Here is a 20,301-nt window from a genome sequence, read left to right on the forward strand (position 1 = left end):
AGAAGACATGAAAACGAAAATATATAAAATATGGATGCTAATAGCTTTTATAAGTTTAGCATCTTGTGAAGATTTTTTAGATGTTAATCCCGATTTAGGACTTACTGAAGAGGATGTATTCTCAAGTTATGAATCCACTAGAGGATATCTGGACAATTGTTATGAAGTGCTTTTAGATATTCATCATTGGCGCTCCCAAGGGTTAGATAGAACTACAGTTAACGCATTATCTGATGAAGCTGGAAGTCCCTATAATGGTAATATAGCGCAAGTACTTAATTCAGGAGCATGGTCAAACCGATGGGCAGGTATTCCTGAAATAGGTTGGGGAGGAACTGCTGGATACGATCAAGGTTCTGCAATTACAAATGCTGTTTATGCTATAAGAATTGCCAATAAAGTAATTGCCCGATTAGTAGATAGTCAGGTACCTGGAGTTTCGGCTAATCAAACTAACGAATTATTAGGTCAGGCATACTTTTTTAGAGCATGGTATTATTTCCAAATTATACAAAGAGTTGGTGGAATGCCAGCCTTAGATAAAGCATTTTCTTCTGATGATAACACGGATTTAGAGCGCCTTACATATTCACAAAGCTCGGAGTTGCTAATTGAAGATTTAAATAAAGCCATTCCTCTTTTACCAGATGCATGGAATGAAAACGAATTTGGTCGTGTAACCAAAGGGGCAGCTATGGCTGTAAAATCAATGGCAACATTATATGCGGCCAGTCCATTAATGCAGAATGATACCTCTAGCACCCAATATTTAAGCTACAGTCAGGCCTGGACGGAGCGTGCAGCAGAATATGCCAATGATGTTCTTAAATATATTAATGCGGGTTCTGGTGGAGCTAACTTTAGATTAATGGATAAATCGGAATATAAAAACATATTCTACACAGATGGTATTCAGGCATCTCCAGAGTCTATTTGGTTCCGATTAGATGCTGGAAAACGTTCTAGTCAATCTAGAGGCTTACGTTGTAATTACATTCCTCAATATTTTTCTGGAGGTACAGGTAACGATGCTACGGCCTATTCCAATCCTACGCAAAATATAGTAGATATGTTTGAGGTTATTAATGGAACATCTGCATATCCAATAAGTGATTCTAGATCAGGCTACGATCCTACAAACCCATTTGTGAATAGAGATCCAAGATTTTATAATAACGTTATTGTTCCTGGGGAAGAATGGGGTGTAAATGCAAGTGGTAAAGCCATCTATCAAGAATTGTATGTAGATGGACGTGATTACAAAATAAATTTAGCTAGTCAGTACACCCGAAACAGAATGTTTACAGGCTATATGATAAAAAAGTATTTATGGCCTGAAGCAAATACCTTTACTAGCAAGTATGATATTTTCAATTTAAACTCAATTTACATTCGAGTAGCTCAAATTTATTTAGATTATGCTGAAGCTATGAATGAAGCATATGGTCCGAATGCAGACCCGAAGGGCTATGGTTTAACAGCAGTTCAGGCTATTAATATTATTAGAAACAGAGTTGATATGCCAAACGTTTTGGCTGAATTCACCACCAATAAAGATGTCTTTAGAGATCGTATTCGAAACGAACGTGCTGTAGAGCTTATGTGGGAAAACCACAGATGGCACGATTTAAGACGTTGGATGATTGCAGAAGATGTTTTTAAAAATCCAATAAGAGGTCTAGTAGCTACCCCTCCAACGGGCCATGCTAGTGTTGCAGATAAAAGCACGCTAAACTTCACATACGAGTATATTGATTTACCAACCGAACAGCGTGTTTTTAATTTAAGAAATTATTGGTATCCAGTATCCGAAACTGATGCGCAAGATTTGTATAACTACAAACAAAATCCAGGATGGTAATTATTAATAGTTTAAAAGAAATTAAAATAATGGAGAATTATAAAATCAAATTATTATCTGCTTTTTTTGTTTTGATAATGATGAACTTAAATAGTTTTGTTCATGCTCAAGAAAAAGTATCATTAGTTATTCAATCTGTTTTGGTTGATGAAAATGACAATCCAATCCCTAATGCTTTAATAGTTTTGGGCGATGGTCTGGTGGAAACACATTCCGATTTACAAGGCAACTTTTCTATTAAAGCAATGCCGGAAAACATCATGCTAATTAGTGCAAATGGCTACCAAAGCAAAACCGTCTATTTAAAATCGGAAAAAGTAGAAAGTAAAACCATTCTTAAAAAAGCAGCCCTTTTTACAGGAGATGAACATGTTATTAAGCTTCCTGCAAACGCAAAAACAACCCAACGTGCTCTAACAGGTGCCGTAAGTAAAGTGTCAGGTAAAGAATTTGAATCTCAACCAGACGTTGTTTTTCATAACGCATTACAAGGTAGGTTGGCTGGTGTTTCTACACAAATGACTACTAATGGGTTAGGTAATAATCAGCCAAACATTTATGTTCGTGGTTTAGGAAGACAATCGGCTAATACAGCACTAACTATTGTAGATGGTATAGAGCGTCCTTTAGAATTTTTAACGGCAGAAGAAATTGAAAGTATTGAAGTTTTAAAAGATGCAACAGCAAAAATACTATACGGTCCGCGTGCCGCTAATGGTGTAATTCTGGTAACAACTAAAAAAGGTCGTGTTAATACACAAGTAATTAAGGCATCTTTAGAATATGGTACTAATATGAATACCAGAATGGCTAAATATTTAAATAGTGGAGATTACGCTACACTTTATAATGAAGCTTTAGGAAATGATGGTTTTTCACCACTATATTCAGCAACAGACATTGCGGGGTATTACGCAAGTAGTGGCGAAAATGATCAGCGATACCCAAATATTGACCATAATAATTATTTTCTAAATGAAAGCGCTCCAATTAGGAAAGTGAATTTTGAATATTCTGGAGGAACTAATGAATCGCAATATGGGGTTTATTTAGGTTACATTGGTACAAATGGTATCGAGAAAATAGGAGAACAAGTATCTCAAGATAGAATTAATGTTCGTGGGAATTTAGACTTTAAAATATCTGACAACCTTGTAGGGCATATTGAAGGTAATGGTATAATCGAATCTAGAAAATGGGGTAAATTAGGTCAGGATCAAATTTTCGGTAAAATAAATACAGAACGACCAAATGAGTTTCCATTATTAATTCAAGATCCTAATTTTAGCGGAGAAGCTGCTTCCTTAGGTGATGAAATTATTCCACCATTAGGGGGTTCTTATCAAAACAAGCAAAGTTTGTATGGTGATATGATTTATGGCGGTTATCAAGAATATCAATTCTTTTATGGACAAACTAACTTTGGTTTAGATTGGGACTTAAATAATACGGTAAAAGGCTTATCGGCAACTTCAACACTTAATTTTGATAACTATCAATACCATGCTGCCGACCAAATAAGCAATCCTATTCGTTATGCTCTTGCTTATAACGAGGATGCAAGTATAATGGAATACACCAAATTAAATCAAAGAGCTATTGAACGCGACCGTACTGAAAGGAGTAGTAATATTACAAGATCGTTAGGTTGGACTTCAAATTTAAAGTATGAATTAAAGATTAATAAGGATAATCAGTTAAATGCAGATTTATCATATTTCTACTATTTAAATCAAGAAAATTCAAGACGTCAGCATATTAAAAATGCGAACACAGCTTTAAAAACAAACTATGCTTATAAAAACAAGTTGTTTTTCGAATTAACTTACGCTTTAATGGAAAGTAATAAATTTGTTGGAAAAAACAGGCTGTTTTTATCACATGCTGTTGGTGCTGGTTGGGTAATAAGTGAAGAGCCTTTTATGAGTTCCAATGAAACGATTGACTTCCTGAAACTTAAATCAAGCTACGGAATTTTAGGTTATGATGCAGCAACTGATTTTTATTTATATGAAACGCGTTATTCTAGAAATGGTACAATTAGTTTAGGTGAACGAAACTCAGCAAGTGCCGTAAGAACAGGTTTTGATAATTTTGGAAACCCAAATTTAGTTTGGGAAAAATCAAAAGAATTTAATATTGGTATTGAAGGCTTAGTGTTTAATAAGGCCTTACAATTCGAGTTCAACTATTTTCATGAAACTAGAGATGATATTATTTCTTCTAACCCTTCATCAAGTACAACCTCTATTGTGGGGGCAATTAAGGTACCAGAGAATATAGGAACGGTAGCTAATCAGGGCGTTGATGGCAGCGTAAATTGGTTTAAAAATTTTGGAGACCTAAAATTAAACTTCGGTGCTAACTTTCTAATTTCTAAAAACAACGTAAGATCAGCCGATGCCATTAATAATACTGATAGCAATTTAAATGTTGAGGGACGTGCTTCCGATGTTATTTTTGGATACGTATCAAATGGGCTATTTAAAACCCAGCAAGAAGTTGATGCTGCACCTATTCAAAATTTAGGACCTTATGGTATTGGAAATATCTCATATAAAGATTTAAATAACGATGGAGTTATTAACGAACAAGATAGAACCGTTATCGGGAATAGTTTTCCGAGATCTAGTTTTGGAGTTAATCTAGATGCACAATATAAAGGTTTTGGAGTGTCTGTTTTAGGAGTTGCCGATACTGGAGTTGATATGATTAAGAGTAATTCTTATTACAGAAACAATGGGGAAAGTAAATACTCGGTGTTGGCTTCAGATAGATTTCACCCTGCAAACAACCCCAACGGAACACAGCCAATACTAACCACCTTAACCCCTATTAATGATAATGTAACATCAACCTTTTGGATGGAAAACGCAGCTTTTTTTAGATTGAAAAATGTAGAATTAAGCTATTCATTTTCTAATGATTTATGGTTAGCTAAAACAACACGATTTTATCTAAGAGGGACAAACCTTTTTGTATTATCAAGTGTGAAAGATTTAGATCCTGAAGTTCCAAATTCAGGCGTAACTAATTATCCTTTGTTTAGAACCTTGACTGCAGGTGTATCTGTAGCATTTTAAAAAATAAGAAAAGATGAAAAATAATTTTATAAAAATTATATTTATTGTATCCGCAATACTAAATATAGCCTGTTCATTCGAGCCGGAAATAGAAAATACATTTGATGAAGATTATGCGTTTGGACTGCCCGAGAATATGGAAGGTATCCTTCTTAATGCCTATGGAAATTTACCAAATACCATTGTAGATGGATATGGAGGTGACTTTTTAGATGCAGCTACCGATAATGCAGTTACAAATAGTTATTCTAATGGGATTTTTCGTGTAGGTTCAGGTGGCTTAACACCAAATAATAATCCAATTGGTCAATGGGATAATGCCTATAATCAATTAAGAAATATTCACATATTTCTTGAAAACGGATTAGGAGATAGTGTTATTTATGATATTACTTCAGAAACTGAAGATCAATTAAAAAGAAATAATTTAAAGGGAGAAGCATTATATTTACGTGCTTGGTGGAGTTTTCATTTGCTACAAGTTTATGGCGGAAAAACAGCAACTGGTGAAGCCTTAGGATACCCAATTGTTTTAAAATCCTTATCGCAAGAGGAAGCAACAGATTTTGAATCGGTTAAACGAAATTCTTACGAAGAATGCGTGGCTCAAATCATTAAAGATATCGATTCTTCTATTGTTTATCTTCCTTTCAAATATACAGGTTTACACCCGACTACAGGTATTAACAATTTAGGAAGAGCAGACCAACAAGTAGCTTTAGCATTAAAATCAAGGGTTTCCTTATATGCTGCTAGCCCGGCTTATCAATCAGATGATGTGGTCTCTCTTACAGGTATGGGACAATTTTCAGTTGTAGACCAAACTACATATATTAATAAATGGACTACGGCCGCTGTATATGCACAAGATGCTATTAATAAAATAGGAACTTTCTCAAGTTTATCGGAATCAGATTTTGCAAGCAATACCACACCAGCAGAATTTATTTGGAGAAGCTTTTTTACCAATTCTAGTTTAGAAAACAATAATTATCCAATAGCAGAATTTGGAGCAGCAAGAACAGGACCTTCTCAAAATTTAGTTAATGCTTTTTATTCTAAAAATGGCTACCCAATTAGTGATGCTCGGTCAAACTATGATGCAACTAAACCTTATGATAACAGAGATCCAAGGTTATATTTAAACGTTTTATTTAACGGAAGCAGTTTTAATAACAGAAATTTAGAAACTTTTGTAGGTGGTTTGGATTCCAGAGAAAAGTTTTCTAGAAACACAAGAACAGGGTATTATGTTAGAAAATGGCTATCATTACAACCGGGCTTAATAAGTGTAGATAACTCTAGCAGTTCACGCCACTACAATCCTTACTTCCGCAGAACCGAGCTATTTTTAAACCTTGCCGAGGCCGCTAATGAAGCTTTTGGACCTACAGGTGTTGGTACTGGCGTAACCCAAAATGCGGTAAGTATCATCAAATCTATTAGAACGAAAGCAGGTATTACAAATAACGCCTATGTTGATGAAGTGGCGGCTTTGGGTAAAGATGAATTTAGAAAATTAATCCAAAATGAAAGACGTTTAGAATTAGCGTTCGAAAACCACAGATATTTTGATCTTAGAAGAAACTTATTACCTTTGGATGAAACAGTAAAAGGTATTAAAATAACTAAAAATACCGATGGTTCTTTAAACTTTGTTGAAGTGGATGTTGAGGAACGAAAATTCAATAGTTTAAAGTATTATTACGCACCACTACCGTACGATGAGCTATCAAAAAGTCCTAATTTAATAAATAACTTAGGTTGGTAAAAATTAATTCAAAATGAACATACAAATGAAAACATATATAAACAAAATCGCATTAGTATTGATTGTTATTGGTGCAGCATTCACCTCATGTGAATCATACGAAGATTTTACTGGAGATTTTGATAAAACAACAGTCTATTTTGCAACCCAAAAACCATTACGAACCATTGTTTCTTACGATGAAATGTCTTTTAAAGTTGGTGTTTCGCTAGGAGGGAAAAGAGAAAATAATGTAGATGAATATGCCGATTTTGAAATAGACCCAACGCTTTTAACTACAGTTAGTGGAGCAGATGCCTTTACATTACTTCCAAGTTCTTATTATGAGTTAAGTGATAACTCAAGAATGGTAATTTCAAAAGGAAAATTTATTGGAGATGTTACTGTAACCTTAAATAGAGAATTGTTTACCAACGATCCTTTAGCTGTACAAAACACTTATGCGCTGCCATTAAAAATAACAGCCTCTTCATTAGATTCTATTGGTGGATTTGATCCTGATGGTACGGTTTTAGACCTTCCTAAGAATTACACTATTTTGGTTGTAAAGTATATAAGTTCATATTCCGGCACCTATTATCACAAAGGTGTTCAAAAAGAAGTTGATGGTTCTGGTGGGGTTATTAATGAAACTGTTTATGATAATGCCGATCTTATTAAAAACCAAACATGGGCTCTTACTACAGTAGATAGAAATTCAGTAAAAACACCGGGTATTGGCGCTGTTAATAATCAAAGTTTTGTAATCAATATTAATGAAACTACCAATGCCGTAAGCATTGATACGCCTAGTGGAGGTGTTACAAATCTGGTAGGAACTGGTACTGTAAATGCGGATAGATCTATTTCATTAAGCTATTCTTATACTTTAAATGGTAAAAATTATCAAGTTGAAGATACCTTAGTATTACGTCAGGCAGTAGAAAAGGATTTGATTTTTGAAGAATGGTAAAATCCTATTAAATTAATAATTTGATATTTAAGAAAACGTCTAAACGCTATGTTTTAGACGTTTTTTTTGATAGTAACTTCATTAGTATTTAGTTTCCCTAACCAGCTAACTGTTCTGAGTTAGCCATGTACTATCAAATACTATAGAATGCAACATTTGTTACCCTAAATTGATATAATTAAAATCAAGGTATACGGCTTAAATTATTAGATTTGTTAACATCATAAATATAAAAATAACCTTACTAAAAGTAGCTAATTACATTAAATAAAGTTAAATGTTGTTTTTATGTTGAAAAACGCATAGGTTATATATTTTAAAAATTATATAGAACAATACATAATGAATACACTAGTTTTAAGAGTGCTAATTTTTGCAAGTATTTTTGTTTTTTTTAGTAATACCAATGGGTATTGTCAAGAGAAAAAGAATACGAATCCTAATGTCTTATTTATTTTTACTGATGACCAAAGAGCCGATGCTATAGGGGCAAGTGGTAATACCTACATTAAAACACCCAATATTGACAAATTAAGCCAAGAAGGAATTCGGTTTGATAACGCCTATGTTATGGGAGGAAATCATGGGGCAGTTTGTGCTGCAAGTAGAGCGATGTTAATGAGCGGAAAAAGCCTGTTTCATGTATATGATAAGTTGAAAGGGCACACCACCATGCCTATGTATTTTAACCAATTTGGCTACGAATCCTTCGGAACTGGCAAATGGCACAATGAAGCTGCGGTTTTTGAAGCGAGTTTTCATAAAGGAAAAAATGTAATGACCATGGGGATGGCAGATCATTTTAGTGTTCCAGTAAGAGATTTGGATGCCAATGGAAAATTAACAGATGCGGTTGAAAAAGGATTTTCAACTGATTTGTTTGCAGATGCCACAATCGAGTATTTAAATAATTACGCTAAAGATAAATCCGAAAAGCCATTTTTTTGTTATGTGGCATTTAATGCACCTCATGATCCAAGATCCCCGCGAGTAGATTACATCGGGATGTACAAAAACGAATCTATTCCCTTACCCGGAAATTTTAAACCATACCACCCCTTTAAGTTTGATGATATGAACATTCGTGATGAAACTTTAGGGGCTTGGCCAAGAACTCCAGAGTTAATAAATGCTTCTTTAGAAGATTATTATGCACTTATTAGCCACATGGATGGCCGAATTGGGGATATCATTCAAACGCTAAAAGATAATAAGTTATATGACAATACGATTATTGTTTTTGCCTCCGATAATGGTTTAGGCATTGGAAGTCATGGGCTATTGGGTAAACAAAACCTTTATGAACATAGCATTAAAGTCCCATTAATTATGTGTGGGCCAGGGATTAATAAAAACCAAGAAAGTGATGCCTTACTCTATTTATATGATTTATTTCCAACGCTGGCCGATTTATGTAAACTACCACAACCTAAAAATATTGATGGAGAAAATTTTACTCCTTTATTAAAAGGAAAAACAATAACTACCCGGAAATCATTATACACGGCTTACCGAAATACCGTTCGTGCTGTAAGGACTGATGAATGGAAATTAATTAAATATCCAAATCAAAACTACCAACAATTATTCAATTTGGTAAATGATCCATTAGAATTGAATAATCTTGCTGAATTGCCAGAGAATAAAAATAAAGTAGACGAATTATCAAAATTGATGGCAACTTGGTACGTTACATCCCATGATACAGCAAATATGGCTCCCGAGAAAATACTTCCTATGGAATATGATTATAAAACTTTAAAACAAAAGCCGGATGACAAACAACCGCAATATGTTTTAGATAAATATTTTAAGGGAGTCGATTTAAAAAATATTAAAAAAACATCACACGATTAACATACCAACAAGGAAATTAAAATGGATAGAAGAAAATTTATTGAGCTTTCGGCTTTGGCAACAACCGGGGCATTTTTAATGACAAACTGCGGCGTTTTTCAAGGTAATAATATACCGCTTTATTTAAGCGATGTAAAAGATGATTACAAAAATGATCCTCGAAAAGCATCGATAGATTGGTTTAAAGACGCACGTTATGGTATGTTTATTCATTATGGACTGTATTCAATTTTAGGAAGACACGAATGGGTAATGTACAATGAAAAAATACATGTTGCAGAGTACGCAAAACTTAAAGACCAATTTACAGCCGAAAAATTTGATGCCGATTTTATTACCGATTTAGCTTTGGAAGCCGGTATGAAATACATCAACCTTACAACACGTCACCATGATAGTTTTTGTTTGTGGGATAGTAAATTTACAGATTTTAAAAGTACCAATTCACCAGCTAAAAGAGATTTAGTAGCCGAACTGTCTGAACAATGTAATAAAAAAGGATTAGCCTTTTTCTTATATTATTCTCACGGTAGGGATTGGCGACATCCGCATGCTCCAAATAATGATAATTGGGGAGGTGCCGCCCGTCCTAAATACGAAACAACTGAACCTTTTTACAAATATGGTGATGAACATAACCTACAGCTGTATTTAGAGTTTATGAGCAATCAGGTAAATGAATTACTAACTAATTATTCGCCTATTGCAGGTATTTGGTTAGATGGGTTTGCTACACCAGCTTCAGGTGATAGGAGTAAATTTAAAATTCAGGAGTTGTATGATTTAGTGCATTCAAAACAGCCACAAGCATTGGTTTCTTATAAACAAGGGATGCTTGGTACGGAAGATTTTTTAGCCCCAGAACGTAAGTACAACGCAGATGAAAAGATAGGAAAACCTTTAGAAATTTGTGATCACTTACAACGAAAAGGTTGGGGATACACTAAAACAGAAGATGGTAACCATAAAACCAAAGACGAGGTAATACAAATGCTAAAGAAAGCAGCAAGTTACCCTGCCAACTTATTGTTAAACACAGGGCCTTTGCCATCGGGCGAAATACATCCAGAGGATGTAAAAGTGCTACGCGAGGTAGGTGCGGAGATTCGATCTAAAGGCTGGGAAGGTATCCTTCAGTCTTAATTTTAAAAATCTAACTCATAAATTGATATGGTATTTATCGTTAGTCCTAAATTGTGACCTTTATTATAATATTCACCCCTCAGAACTTATATAGCAATGAGGGCATTTTTTTAAAATAAAATTTATTTCAATTTTTTCACACATTTAAAAATGAAATTAACTTCTTGTTTTGTTTTTAGTAAAAATTTTCAAATCTAAAATATGAATTTTTAATACTCTAATTCAATGATTTGTATGTTATTTAAACGCTAATAAATTCACTCTATAGGGCTAAATTAAACCCTAATAATCATAATGAAATTTAAACTATTTATTTTTTTTATTGTCGCAGCATCATTATGTATTAACGTTGGTTGTAAGAGTAGTAATTCTAAATCATCAACTGTTGTTGTTCCTAACAAACAAATGCCCAATATTGTTATCATTTATTTAGACGATTTAGGGTATGGCGATTTAAGTAGTTATGGTGCAACAGCGATTAAAACACCCAATATTGATGCTTTAGCAAATGGAGGTATTCGGTTTACCAACGGTTATGCAACTTCAGCAACATGTACTCCTAGTCGTTTTGGTTTATTAACTGGAATGTATCCTTGGCGAAACAAAGATGCCAGAATATTAGCTGGAGATGCTCCATTGCTAATTGATACGAATCAACAAACATTACCAAGAATGCTTTCTAAAGCAGGATATCAAACAGCTATAATAGGGAAATGGCATTTAGGTTTGGGTTTAGGAGATGTAAACTGGAACAAAACAATTAAACCAGGCCCTAATGAAGTAGGCTTTGATGAATCCTATGTTATGGCAGCCACTCAAGATCGGGTACCAACCGTTTATATTGAAAATGGTAACGTTGTAAATTTAGATGAACATGACCCAATTCAAGTAGATTACAAGACTAATTTTGAAGGCGAACCTACCGCAATTTCTAATCCTGAAATGCAAACTATGAAGTGGCATCATGGCCATAATAATAGTATTGTAAATGGCATTCCTAGAATTGGTTTTATGACGGGTGGTGCATCAGCTAAATGGAGTGATATTGATATGGCCGATCATTTTTTAGGTAAGGCCAAGGCTTATGTGAAAACACATAACCAAACCCCGTTTTTTCTTTATTATGCCATGCAGCAACCTCATGTGCCGAGAACGCCACATCCAAGATTTGAAGGTAAGTCAGGTATGGGACCAAGGGGCGATGTGATTTTGGAAGCCGATTGGTGTATTGGTGAATTCATAAAAACCTTAAAAGAGGAGGGGATTTTAGAAAATACCTTAATTGTTTTTTCAAGTGATAATGGTCCGGTTCTAAATGATGGTTATTATGATAATGCTGTTGAGAAAATAGGAAAACACGACCCTAAGGGAGGTATGTGAGGCGGTAAATACAGTCTTTTTGAAGCAGGTACACGCGTGCCTTTTATTACTTATTGGAAAGGTCATATTGAACCGAAAGTATCTGATGCAATTGTTTGTCAAATGGATTTAATGGCTTCACTAGGAAATCTTGTCGGTATAAATGAGGTAGAAACGGATAGCCAGAACTTGCTAAATTCATTTTTAGGTAAAACAGACAAGGGTAGAGATCATTTAATATTAGAAGCGAATTCTAACACGGCATTGCGAAGTGGCGACTGGATTCTGATTCCACCGTATAAAGGACCGGATATGAACAAAAAAGTTGGTGTAGAAACAGGTATCTCACCAGAGTATAGTTTGTTCAATGTGAAAAAGGATGCAGGACAACGAATTAACTTAGCTAATGAAAACCCTGAAAAATTGAAAGAAATGATTCGAACATTCGAGAATTTAAAAAAATAAAAAAGTATGTTGAGCATGCAGTATAGTTTATTCCTCGTTTTTGTGCTAAGTTTTTTTAGTTGTAAAGGTCAAGTCATTGAAAAATCGAAAGAAAAACCTAACATTATTTTTGTGATGGCAGACGATTTGGGATATGGTGATTTAGGTTGTTTTGGACAAACAAAAATAAAAACACCAAATCTAGACAAAATGGCTTCGGAGGGCGTGATGTTTACCAATCATTATTCAGGTTCAACTGTATGTATGCCTTCAAGAGCCAGTTTATTAACAGGTTATGATCAAGGGCATGCCACCGTAAGAGGCAATCCAACATGGACACAAAGCGGAACCCCCGTTAATCTTAAACCTAATGAAGTAACAGTTGCGACCGAGTTAAAAAAAGCAGGATACCGTACTGCTATTATTGGTAAATGGGGATTAGCAGAAGGGAATGGTATCAAAAATATGCCTTCTGAGCATGTTTTCTATTATTTTTTAGGCTATAAAGAACATGTACATGCGCATCATTATTATTGGGATACATTGTACAGAAATAACGAACCATTCATTCTTAATGACAATAATTTTGAATTAAAACAAGGGAAATATACACATGATGTTTTTGTGAATGAAGCCTTGGATTATGTGGAAAAACAAAAGGATAATCCCTTTTTTCTTTATTTAGCCTTAACAATTCCTCATCTGGAGTTAACGGTGCCAGAAGAATCCAAAAAACCGTATCTAGATCTGGGATGGCCCAAACGAAAAATGAATACAACAGGGCATTATAAAAATGATGAAGAAGGAAATACAACCTACGCAGGTATGGTTTCTCGGATGGATAAGGATATAGGGCTGTTATTTGAAAAACTGAAAGCCTTAGGAATTGATGACAAGACGATTGTGATTTTTACCAGTGATAATGGTCCTGAATATGAAAAAACGGATCGATTTTTTAATAGTAATAGCGCATTTAGAGGAGGAAAAAGAGACTTGTATGAAGGAGGCATTCGTACGCCTTTTATAGCAAGATATCCCGAAAAGATTGCTGCAGGTTCTGTTAGTGATCATATTTCTGCCTTTTGGGATTTTTTGCCGACAGTTTGTGATTTAGTAGGGATTAAACCTACGAATAAAGACATTAACGGAATTTCTTTTGCCCCAGAGTTAATGGGAAATCAAAAAAATCAACAAAAACATGATTACTTGTATTGGGAATTTAATGAAAATCAAGGTCCTATTCAGGCCATTCGGAAAGGGGATTGGAAATTAGTTTGGAAATATGAAACCGATCCAGAGTTATATAATCTTTCTAAAGACATTGGAGAATCTAACAATTTAGCATCTCAAGAACCTGCAAAGTTAAAGGAAATGTTAACTCTGCTTAAAAATGCAAGAACTGAACATAGTGAATTTCCATTAACAATAAGAGATCTGGCTCTTAAAAAAAGAAGCAAGTAACAGTATGTCTAAATAATATAAAACAATGAAAAAACTAATTATCCTTTGCTTATTATGCCTAACTAACTTAGGCGTTAACGCTCAGTCAAAAAAAATATGGAACGAAACCGAGCAAGAAAAAACAGAAAGATTAGCTTGGTGGACAAACGATCGTTTTGGAATGTTTATTCATTGGGGAACCTACTCTTTAGCAGGAAGGCATGAATGGGTGAAAAAGCGTGAAAAAATTTCAGACGAAGCGTACCAAAAATACTTTGATAATTTCAATCCAGATTTATACCATCCACAAGAATGGGCAAAAATGGCAAAAGCAGCAGGAATGAAATATGCTGTTATTACAACCAAACATCATGAAGGTTTTACTTTATTCGATTCTGAGTTTACAGAATATAAAGTAACGAATACGCAATACGGTAAAGATGCGCTTAAAGAATGGGTTAATGCATTTAGAGCAGAAGGATTAAAAATAGGGTTTTATTACTCAATTATAGACTGGCATCATCCACATTACACCATCGATAGAGTGCATCCAGAAGCACCCAATAACGACAAAGATTACATCGCTCTAAACAAAAATCGTGATATGCGAATATATCGCGAATACCTCAAAAATCAAATAACCGAAATTTTAACAAACTATGGTAAAGTTGATATGTTATGGTTAGATTATTCCATTCCAGGAAAAAATGGTAAAGGAAAAGACGATTGGGGTTCGGTTGAATTAATGAAATTAATTAGAAAACTACAACCTAAAATTATTGTTAACGATCGCTTAGATTTAAAAGAATATGCCGGTGGATGGGATTTTACAACGCCAGAGCAGTTTAAAGTTTCTAAATGGCCAACGTATGAGGGTAAAAAGATTCCTTGGGAAACTTGCCAAACATTTAGTGGCTCTTGGGGGTATTATAGAGATGAATTAACCTGGAAAGATAACAAGCAATTACTAGCATTGTTAATAGAGTCTGTGAGCAAAGGAGGTAACCTTTTGCTAAATGTCGGGCCAACCGGAAGAGGTGAAATAGATTATAGAGCCGAAGAGGCTTTATCAAAAATGGGTAGCTGGATGAAGTATAATTCAAAAGCCATTTATGGCTGCACACAAGCACCTGAACAGTTTGAAGCTCCTGAAAATACAATTTTAACATACAATCCAACCACCAACAGACTTTATGTGCATTTAATTGACTACCCTCTCGAAAATTTAACATTAAAAGGCTTAAAAGGAAAAGTGAAATACGTTCAGTTTTTACATGATATGTCTGAAATAAAAATTACGCCTCCACATGGTGCTTGGGGTAAGGAAGCGCTGGCAGAACAAGATATTAATCTTAGACTTCCAGTAGTGAAACCGAATTTGGAAATTCCGGTTATCGAGATTATCTTAAATTAAATAGATAAAAGTAAGTAAGGTTTTAAATTTATTAGTGATTGAAAAAGCAGCATCTTAATTATTTTTTAAGATGCTGCTTTTTTTATGCCTATTTCTAAAATGACATTTCATTAGATGTTAATTTCTGGAACGATACTGAATAACATCTTGTTTTAGTGCTAATATTTCCTGATTGCAACATTTATACGACGAAATTGGGAATTATAAAGTATTGAATTTTAATAGTTTTGAAGCACTAAACTAAATAACCGAAAAAATGAAAAGAACATTACTATTTGTTTCAATTTTACTTTTATCATTAAATAATTATGCTCAAACCAGCATATGTGGCAGTATTGTAAATGATACTTTTGATACAGCAGGTCTATTACCTTCTGAATGGATAGAATATAATACAACTAGTCAAGTTACAATTGATAATGGACGATTGAAGTTAAACCACACAACAGACAAGCCTGCTATATACCGTGATTTTAACCCTGTAAATGAAAATTTTTCATATGCTTTTGAGGTTGATTAGAGTTGAGTATTTGTACAACAACTGGACAATTAGTAAAGTATGTATCAGGTTTAAATACAAAGGTTGATGTTAGTGCACTTTCAAGTGGTTTGTATATCGTGAAGATACAATCAGGTTTTAGTCGTTTTATTGAAAAGATAATTATTAAATAAAAGCGTAGTTAATCTTTGAATTTAAACTTATTTACTATTCAAAACCTTTCATTAAAAGCACTTAAATTTATTATAAAACAAAATATGATTAAAATGACCAACTTATTTACTATTATTCTGTGTTTTGTACTTGCATCTGGTCAGGCTCAAAAATTAGTTAAAGTTATAAATCAACCAAATATCATTTACATTAATGTGGATGACCTAGGATGGATGGATACTGAAACCTATGGAAGTAAATTTTATGAAACACCAAATATAAGCAGGCTTGCAAAAGAAGGTATGTTATTTACAAATGGTTATGCATCTGCTGCAAATTGTGCACCAAGTAGAGCTTGTTTAATTAGCGGACAAAATACCCCTAGACATGGTATCTACACAGTTGGTAACTCAGATAGAGGCAATGCTAAAACCAGAAAATTAATACCAATTGAAAACACTGAAATTTTAGCCGATGAAAATATTACAATAACAGAGATGCTGAAAAAAGCCGGTTATGTTACAGGAACTTTTGGCAAGTGGCATTTAGGAAACGACCCAAAAACACAAGGGTTTGATGTGAATATAGGAGGCGCCCACAATGGGAATCCAGGTGCTGGCGGTTATTTTAGTCCTTATAATTTAGAGCATATTGATGACAACAAAAAAGGTGAAAATTTAACGGATAGATTAACCCAAGAAGCTATCTCCTTTATAAAAACTAATCAAGAGAAACAATTTTTTGTGTACTTACCTTATTATGCGGTACACACGCCATTGTCCACAACTTCGGAATTAGAAAGAAAATATACGGAAAAAGGTGGAGATTCACTTCAGAATAAGGCTATTTATGCCGGTATGATTGAAACGGTTGATAAAAATATAGGATTAATTCTTGATGCTATAGACCACTTGAAATTGAAAAACACACTCATAGTCTTTACTTCTGATAATGGCGGAATTAGAGATATATCATCCCAACATCCTTTGCGAGCTGGTAAGGGTTCATATTATGAGGGCGGAATACGTGTGCCTTATATTATGTTTTGGAAAGAAGTAATTAAACCTGGTACGGTTTCAAATAGCCCTATTACCAATTTAGATTTTTACCCTACGTTTATGGATATACTAAATTTAGAAATGCCTGAAAAAATATTAGATGGTACGTCTATTTTGCCAATTTTAAAAGGGAAAAACTTAAAAAACAGGTCTTTATATTTTCATTTTCCAATTTATTTACAAGCGTATAATTCTAAAACAGATGATGCTAGAGACCCTCTGTTCAGAACGCGTCCAGGTTCAGTAATTATAGATGGCGATTGGAAATTACATCACTATTTTGAAGATGATAAGGTCGAATTATATAATCTTAAAACAGATTTAGGAGAAAGAAATAATCTTGCGGAAATACACTCCAAAAAAGCTTCGACATTATTAAAAAAATTAGATGCATGGAGAAAAAAGATTAATGCGCCAATTCCAAGGGAGTTAAACCCCAAATTCAATCCAAATGTTCAATCCAAGTAAGTTTTATAAATAGTACATAATATGAAAAATGGTTTTGTTATTGTTTTAATTGCAAGCTTATTTTTAACTTGTAAGACCGTCTCTAATAAAAAAGAAGAAACTGTACTTTCAAAACAAGTTAAAAAACCAAACATCATCATTATTTTAATTGATGATGCAGGTTATGCCGATTTTGGCTTTATGGGTTGTAAAGACTTAGAAACGCCTAATATTGATAAGCTAGCAAAAAATGGTGTGGTTTTTACAGATGCCCATGTAAGTGCCACGGTTTGTGCACCTAGTAGAGCGGGTTTAATTACTGGGAAATATCAACAACGTTTTGGTTTTGAAGCAAATGATACTGGTGATGAAAACTCAGGAGATATTGGTCTTTCGGATGATGTGGTAACCATGGCAGATGTTTTTAAACAAAACGGCTATAAAACAATTGCATTAGGGAAATGGCATTTAGGAAAACATAAATCAGACCATCCCAATCAACGCGGATTTGATGAGTTTTATGGTTTTGAAGTCGGAAGCAGATCGTATTTCCCAATAGAAAATCCTAACAAAGGAGTTATGTTACAACATAATGGTAAGCGAGTTGTTTTTGATGGTTATTTAACGGATGTTTTAGGTGATCAATCTGTAAAATATATTGAAGAAAATAAGGGTAAACCATTCTTCATGTATTTGGCTTACAATGCGGTACATACTCCAATGGAGGCTAAAAAGGAACATTTAGAGAAATATAAAAATCACCCAAGACAAGCCTTAGCTGCTATGACGTGGTCTTTAGATGAGAATGTTGGAAAACTTCGGCAAAAATTAAAAACATTAGGTATTGAAGAAAACACCTTGATTTATTTTTTAAGTGATAATGGTGGTGCTGCCAATAATAGTTCTAGTGGCGGACCCTTAAAAGGCTGGAAAGGAAATAAGTTTGAAGGTGGACACCGTGTGCCTTTTATAGTTAGTTGGCCGTCTAACATCAAAAGCGGACAAACTTTTACAGGGCTTTCGTCTTCTCTAGATATTTTTACAACCTCTTTAGCTGCTGCTAATATTAAAAAGAACTCCGATTTAATTTTAGATGGGGTGAATCTTCTACCTTTTTTAAAAGGAGAGAAAACAGGTGATCCCCACGATATGCTTTTCTGGAGAAAACTGGAGGAAGCAGGAGCTAGAATGGGAGATTTTAAAATAGTGCGTCTTAAAAATTATGGAAGTGCGCTGTATAACCTGGAATCAGATTTAGGGGAAACCACTAATCTTTTGGATATAAAAAAAACGGAGTTCAAGGCCTTGGATGATGCATTAAAAACATGGGAATCTCAAATGATGGCACCACTTTGGGTAGAGGGTAGAGATTGGATGGATGTTACCTATCACATTCATGAGCGATTAATGCAAAATAAGGATATATTATATTCGAATCCTTATCAGATGAAGCAATTATTGTTTAAAAGTTCTAAGAATTAATTTTGTTGTTTCTAAAAGCCAATGATTTTATAAGGCATAAAGTATTTATTAAAAATGTCAAAAAAAAAAATGATTAAACTACTTAACTATTATAAATCAATACGCTGATAATAGTTAAGAATTTTGTTATAAATAAGGTTTTTGCTTTGTTGTTGTTTTGTGTGTAACTATGTAACGGTATTTTTTTAATTACTGTTAATAAAAATAATCCATGATTTTTATAATAATATGGAAATTCATCTGTATTTAAGTTAGATATAAATAAGAAGTTTCATTAATAGTGGAAAAAGAAATCTACTGCAACATTTTCCATGCTTTTTTGAAACAATTCTACTCCTTGTTGCATGTTTTAATTAATACTTTAGTAATCAACTAAATAACATTAAACAAAAACAAAATGAACAAAAAAATTACATTATTAGTATTGCTAGTGGTTGTAACAATTACAACTTCTAAATTAAATGCACAATCGCTTGTTGCACATTACAAATTTGATAATAGTTTAAATGATGAAACGGGGACTTATAACTTAACAGCCTCATCAGGTTTCACCCCACTTTTTACAGAAACAGGTCAGGATGGAACCACAAACGGCGCCGTATCTGGATTTTCAGCTTCTGATATTTTAGAAACTGCAATTAATTTTGAAATTGATGGAAATGAATCTCGTACTATGGCAGCATGGATTAAAGTAACTACCTTGAGTAATGGAGGGTTGGCAGTAGTTGGTTTAGGATCAGCGGCCACAGGTGCAAGATGGACATTTGGAACTCAGGGTGATAAGGCACGAATAGAAATTCAAGGCTCAGGTTTTAATGCAGTTGCATCACCTTTAACCGTTGATACTTGGTATCATATTGCGGTTGTTTTTGACAACTTTGATGATTCAGCAAAATTATTTGTGAATGGTGTTAAAATAGACTCTAGAACTTGGAATAATGTAAATACTACTGCGGCACCACTTAGAGTTGGTAACGATTATAATGCAGTTCCTCCTGTTAGAGGTTTTACAGGGGTTATAGATGATTTAAGAATTTATGCAGGTGCAGGTACAGATGCATTTGTGTTAAATTTATATAGCACCACGGTATTAGCAGTTAACATTCAATCTTCAGAACTTTTTAATTCTTACCCAAACCCGGTTGTAGACCGCCTACATTTTTCATCAAATACCATACATGCCGTGAATATTTATAGCGTATTGGGGTCTAAAATAAGTTCTCAAAAAGTTAAAGATGGTGTGGATATGAGCAATTTCCCTAAAGGAATTTATTTAGTGAAATGTGAAGATGTTTTAGGGCAACACGTAGCTACCATTAAAGCTGTTAAGAAATAAAT

The 20,301-nt window shown here is 33.9% G+C and carries 13 protein-coding genes and 1 pseudogene; all 14 read left to right on the forward strand.

Annotation, left to right across the window (positions count from 1 at the left end; translation table 11 throughout):
- The first annotated feature begins 7 nt into the window (after positions 1–7).
- The 14 genes and pseudogenes from ABYI63_RS10170 (at position 8) to ABYI63_RS10235 (ending at position 20,299) form a co-directional block, all read left to right on the forward strand.
- Positions 8–1,861, forward strand: a complete 1,854-nt coding sequence (locus ABYI63_RS10170) for a RagB/SusD family nutrient uptake outer membrane protein (protein ID WP_372756117.1) — start codon at positions 8–10, stop codon at positions 1,859–1,861.
- 29 nt (positions 1,862–1,890) lie between these two features.
- Positions 1,891–4,944 carry a SusC/RagA family TonB-linked outer membrane protein gene (locus tag ABYI63_RS10175; protein WP_372756119.1) on the forward strand — a complete coding sequence of 1,018 codons (3,054 nt, stop codon included), beginning with the start codon at positions 1,891–1,893 and terminating at the stop codon, positions 4,942–4,944.
- 13 nt (positions 4,945–4,957) lie between these two features.
- Positions 4,958–6,715 (forward strand): RagB/SusD family nutrient uptake outer membrane protein, encoded by a 1,758-nt coding sequence (locus ABYI63_RS10180; protein WP_372756121.1) that lies wholly within the window; start codon positions 4,958–4,960, stop codon positions 6,713–6,715.
- A gap of 25 nt (positions 6,716–6,740) precedes the next feature.
- Positions 6,741–7,667 (forward strand): DUF1735 domain-containing protein, encoded by a 927-nt coding sequence (locus ABYI63_RS10185; RefSeq protein WP_372756123.1) that lies wholly within the window; start codon positions 6,741–6,743, stop codon positions 7,665–7,667.
- Positions 7,668–8,009: 342 nt separating this feature from the next.
- Positions 8,010–9,524 (forward strand): sulfatase-like hydrolase/transferase, encoded by a 1,515-nt coding sequence (locus tag ABYI63_RS10190; protein WP_372756125.1) that lies wholly within the window; start codon positions 8,010–8,012, stop codon positions 9,522–9,524.
- A gap of 21 nt (positions 9,525–9,545) precedes the next feature.
- Positions 9,546–10,667, forward strand: a complete 1,122-nt coding sequence (locus ABYI63_RS10195) for an alpha-L-fucosidase (protein ID WP_372756127.1) — start codon at positions 9,546–9,548, stop codon at positions 10,665–10,667.
- 294 nt (positions 10,668–10,961) lie between these two features.
- Positions 10,962–12,491 (forward strand): annotated as a pseudogene (locus tag ABYI63_RS10200) (arylsulfatase).
- Positions 12,492–12,506: 15 nt separating this feature from the next.
- Positions 12,507–13,931: an arylsulfatase gene (locus tag ABYI63_RS10205; protein ID WP_372756129.1), complete on the forward strand. Its 1,425-nt coding sequence runs from the start codon at positions 12,507–12,509 to the stop codon at positions 13,929–13,931.
- Positions 13,932–13,956: 25 nt separating this feature from the next.
- Positions 13,957–15,324, forward strand: coding sequence for an alpha-L-fucosidase (locus ABYI63_RS10210; protein WP_372756131.1), 1,368 nt, complete (start codon positions 13,957–13,959; stop codon positions 15,322–15,324).
- Positions 15,325–15,580: 256 nt separating this feature from the next.
- Complete coding sequence (locus ABYI63_RS10215; RefSeq protein WP_372756133.1) at positions 15,581–15,844, forward strand: hypothetical protein; 264 nt, start codon at positions 15,581–15,583, stop codon at positions 15,842–15,844.
- Positions 15,845–15,846: 2 nt separating this feature from the next.
- Positions 15,847–15,996: a T9SS type A sorting domain-containing protein gene (locus ABYI63_RS10220; protein ID WP_372756136.1), complete on the forward strand. Its 150-nt coding sequence runs from the start codon at positions 15,847–15,849 to the stop codon at positions 15,994–15,996.
- A gap of 93 nt (positions 15,997–16,089) precedes the next feature.
- Positions 16,090–17,502, forward strand: coding sequence for a sulfatase (locus ABYI63_RS10225; protein WP_372756138.1), 1,413 nt, complete (start codon positions 16,090–16,092; stop codon positions 17,500–17,502).
- A gap of 21 nt (positions 17,503–17,523) precedes the next feature.
- The gene (locus tag ABYI63_RS10230; RefSeq protein ID WP_372756140.1) at positions 17,524–18,963 is read left to right on the forward strand and encodes a sulfatase-like hydrolase/transferase; all 1,440 of its coding nucleotides are present in this window, start codon (positions 17,524–17,526) and stop codon (positions 18,961–18,963) included.
- Between the two features lie 397 nt (positions 18,964–19,360).
- Positions 19,361–20,299, forward strand: a complete 939-nt coding sequence (locus tag ABYI63_RS10235) for a LamG-like jellyroll fold domain-containing protein (RefSeq protein ID WP_372756142.1) — start codon at positions 19,361–19,363, stop codon at positions 20,297–20,299.
- Positions 20,300–20,301: the final 2 nt, after the last annotated feature.

This window comes from Mariniflexile sp., assembly GCF_041583155.1.
Classification (GTDB): Bacteria; Bacteroidota; Bacteroidia; order Flavobacteriales; family Flavobacteriaceae; genus Mariniflexile.

Bases quoted from the DNA above. Each gene is read 5' to 3' on its own strand.
- ABYI63_RS10170 (WP_372756117.1), top strand. From the start codon at position 8: ATGAAAACGAAAATATATAAAATATGGATGCTAATAGCTTTTATAAGT.
- ABYI63_RS10175 (WP_372756119.1), top strand. From the start codon at position 1,891: ATGGAGAATTATAAAATCAAATTATTATCTGCTTTTTTTGTTTTGATA.
- ABYI63_RS10180 (WP_372756121.1), top strand. From the start codon at position 4,958: ATGAAAAATAATTTTATAAAAATTATATTTATTGTATCCGCAATACTA.
- ABYI63_RS10185 (WP_372756123.1), top strand. From the start codon at position 6,741: ATGAAAACATATATAAACAAAATCGCATTAGTATTGATTGTTATTGGT.
- ABYI63_RS10190 (WP_372756125.1), top strand. From the start codon at position 8,010: ATGAATACACTAGTTTTAAGAGTGCTAATTTTTGCAAGTATTTTTGTT.
- ABYI63_RS10195 (WP_372756127.1), top strand. From the start codon at position 9,546: ATGGATAGAAGAAAATTTATTGAGCTTTCGGCTTTGGCAACAACCGGG.
- ABYI63_RS10205 (WP_372756129.1), top strand. From the start codon at position 12,507: ATGCAGTATAGTTTATTCCTCGTTTTTGTGCTAAGTTTTTTTAGTTGT.
- ABYI63_RS10210 (WP_372756131.1), top strand. From the start codon at position 13,957: ATGAAAAAACTAATTATCCTTTGCTTATTATGCCTAACTAACTTAGGC.
- ABYI63_RS10215 (WP_372756133.1), top strand. From the start codon at position 15,581: ATGAAAAGAACATTACTATTTGTTTCAATTTTACTTTTATCATTAAAT.
- ABYI63_RS10225 (WP_372756138.1), top strand. From the start codon at position 16,090: ATGACCAACTTATTTACTATTATTCTGTGTTTTGTACTTGCATCTGGT.
- ABYI63_RS10230 (WP_372756140.1), top strand. From the start codon at position 17,524: ATGAAAAATGGTTTTGTTATTGTTTTAATTGCAAGCTTATTTTTAACT.
- ABYI63_RS10235 (WP_372756142.1), top strand. From the start codon at position 19,361: ATGAACAAAAAAATTACATTATTAGTATTGCTAGTGGTTGTAACAATT.